This is a genomic window from Pontibacterium sp. (assembly GCF_041587635.1).
GTDB lineage: Bacteria > Pseudomonadota > Gammaproteobacteria > Pseudomonadales > Balneatricaceae > Pontibacterium.
On sequence record NZ_JBFGYC010000533.1, the window covers coordinates 1 to 2,806 of the forward strand.

Genomic DNA, 2,806 nt, shown 5'->3' on the forward strand with positions numbered 1-2,806 from the left:
ACGACGCCAGCTTCGAGTCCTGTAGCTGCTTCCACCTTTGCGATCTTCAAGAAACCTGACTTACTGTCATCTGGTACTTGCTCGCCGTCTTTGCCGGAAAAATTCCAGATATTGTCTTTCCCCACCACCGGTTCCAAGCGTTTCTGTATTTTTGACGGAAAAACCCCAGTGGTATAGAGCACCATAATTTGACTGACAGGAACACCCTGATTAATTAACGCTTCCGTTTCGTTCACAAGCTGATCAAGGCAGTCCTGTGGTGCATCTTTATAAAACAACACAGGTAGCTGGCCCTGTGTCATACCATCGTATATTGGCTGGATATAATCCTCGCCCGACTGAGGCAATATATCGGTTAGAAAGCGATTGGCTGCATGCAATATTTGCTGTGTCGTGCGATAGCTTTTGCGCAGAACTTTGGTACGCCCTCGTACATTGATACCAGCACTTTTCCAGCTCAGTCGCGATTTTAGAAACCCCTGATTAGGATCTGCACACATAAACAAGGAGCCAGATTCAGTAAGACTGCGTTTTACAACTTCGAACCAACTGGGAGCGAAAAACTGGGCTTCATCCACGATAATATGGTCGTAAGTATTCAAACGGGTTGAATCGTAAAATGTGTCATTACTGAGTTGCTTGGGCATCAAACTTGATAGAAGCCCCGTCGTTTCTCCAAAATGTGTATTTACGTGCGTCTGGAGCTGCCAGACTTTACGGCGCTCTTCATGTCTCAGTGCAAATCCACGCCCTGTTCGACTGGCATCCAGATACGCCTCTTCATCAAAAATCATATGATCGTTGATAAACTCAATCTCGTCATATAACTGCGTATCGGTCAGACGTTCGACGTTATAACTTGGACGCTCTTCAGCGACAAAATTCTTAACCTTCTGATCACCGTTCCATAGGAGTTTGATTCTGTTATGTTTAAATGCGGATACCCACTGTGATCGACACCATTTCCAGAAGGTTTTTATTTCGAGATTATCCGGAACTCCGCCCCAATGCATGCGTATACGATGCTCTATATCAGCCGTAACCGGTTTGTTATGGATGAGGAGTAACACCTTACGATCTGGATACTTGGCGCAATACATCAGGATGCGACTGACAATAATAAGTGTCTTGCCACTGCCTGCGACACCGTTAATGAGCCTAACGGCTTGTTCATCGCTGTTTTCCACTTCAGGAACAAACAGATCCAGCTTAGCTGCTAACTCCTGATCGTAATCCAAAAAGAAGTGCTTTAGCTGGGTGCTGTTGTCGCGGTGATGCATTGTTCGGGTTGTGCAGGCCGCTGGAACTTCTCGCTCGGGTAACACCGTGTGTAGCAACCACGAAAAATTTTTCTCAGTGGTCTGACAACAACTATCACGGATTAGCGTTTCATAGTTCTCACGAAAGTGATGCTGGCCGACTAAGCGAAATCTGGAGCAACCTGAATTTATAGGGATAGCTTTCTCTGACTTTGCCTGCCATACAACAACTAAGAACTGTACTTCGAGTTGCTCGCCGGTCGCCCCATGACATTGATCAGCAATCGCATTGAACTTGGAAGTGATCTCTTCTCGCCTACCTTTAAACTCATCGACATCAGTCAAAAAAAGGAGATTTAACCAACTGTAGTCAGGCCCTTGAATGACCAGGTCAGCAGGCCATACGCCCTCAAGGACGGGTAGTCTGACGGTGAAACTATCAGGCAATGTACGTAACGCTTTAGACACATGACGTCTGATATTGTTGGGTAGTGTATGTAATGTTTCTGGTATGAACTTTGCCATTCTCTGTCCTTAGATCTCTGCTTTGTAGCAGCGTTCTACTAATGCCTGATAGTCTTGAGCCCATTGATGAACGACCGTTTCGTCATGGGAAAAATATTGATCGATGACCGGCCCGATAATGATCGTTTTGGTCATTGCGCGTGTCACCGATACATTAAGGCGTTCGGGTTGAAATAGAAAAGGCGCCATCAGCTGAAGGAAGTGAGGGTCGGTTGTCGTCATACAGAGGATGATCATCTCCCTCTCCTGCCCCTGCATCCGCTCCACAGTATCTGCGATGATTGATTTTGCCGTATATGCCCCGAGCTTCTGATTGAGTAGCGCTCGGATTCGGCGTCCTTGATTACGAAATGGGGCGACAATCCCGATCTCTGATGCATCCAGTCCCGCGTCAATCGCTTCCGAACACAACTCGGCCACCAGTATCGCGTCAGCCGTATTAGACGTGCGTGCCCCTGACTGACGGCTTTCAACAAACACCAAACTGTGGTCACTGCCTAATATCTGGGCATATTGTTTAGGCAGCTGAGCAAGGGAGAATTGGCGCTGAGCATTATTGCCGCAAGATGTAAGCTGGCGGTGATAAAATAACTCACTTGGCCATGATGTCAGCGTCTTATTCATTCTGTATGTCGAATACAGAGACACAACGTTTTCTCTTTTTTCATCCATCAGCTTTGCGAACACCGACGGTGATTCGGGATCAAGCACCGAGCGAGAGGTTACAACAGGTGGCAGTTGCTTGTGGTCGCCGATAAAGATGAATCGTGTGGCTTTACGCATCGCCATCACTGCGAGCGGCATCGTAATCTGACTGGCTTCATCAAAGATCACAGTGTTGAACTGACATGTTTCAAGGCGTGGAGTACAGGTGGCAAAAGGTGTCGCGCCAATCACATAGCCATCATGTGACGGACGCTCTTCCCATTCATCAATACGTTCAAAGCTTTCCACTTCGGCTCGCAAACCTTTAGTGGCAGTTGTTCTGCCAATTTTTATAACCGGTAGATTGTGATCGTGGA

2 protein-coding genes are annotated in these 2,806 nt (G+C 47.0%); both read right to left on the reverse strand.

What is annotated here, in order from left to right:
• A partial coding sequence (locus tag ABYW01_RS18590; protein ID WP_372835752.1) for a UvrD-helicase domain-containing protein occupies window positions 1–1,784 on the reverse strand: 1,784 nt, incomplete at its 3' end.
• A 9-nt stretch (window positions 1,785–1,793) separates the two neighbouring features.
• A partial coding sequence (locus tag ABYW01_RS18595; protein ID WP_372835754.1) for a DEAD/DEAH box helicase occupies window positions 1,794–2,806 on the reverse strand: 1,013 nt, incomplete at its 5' end.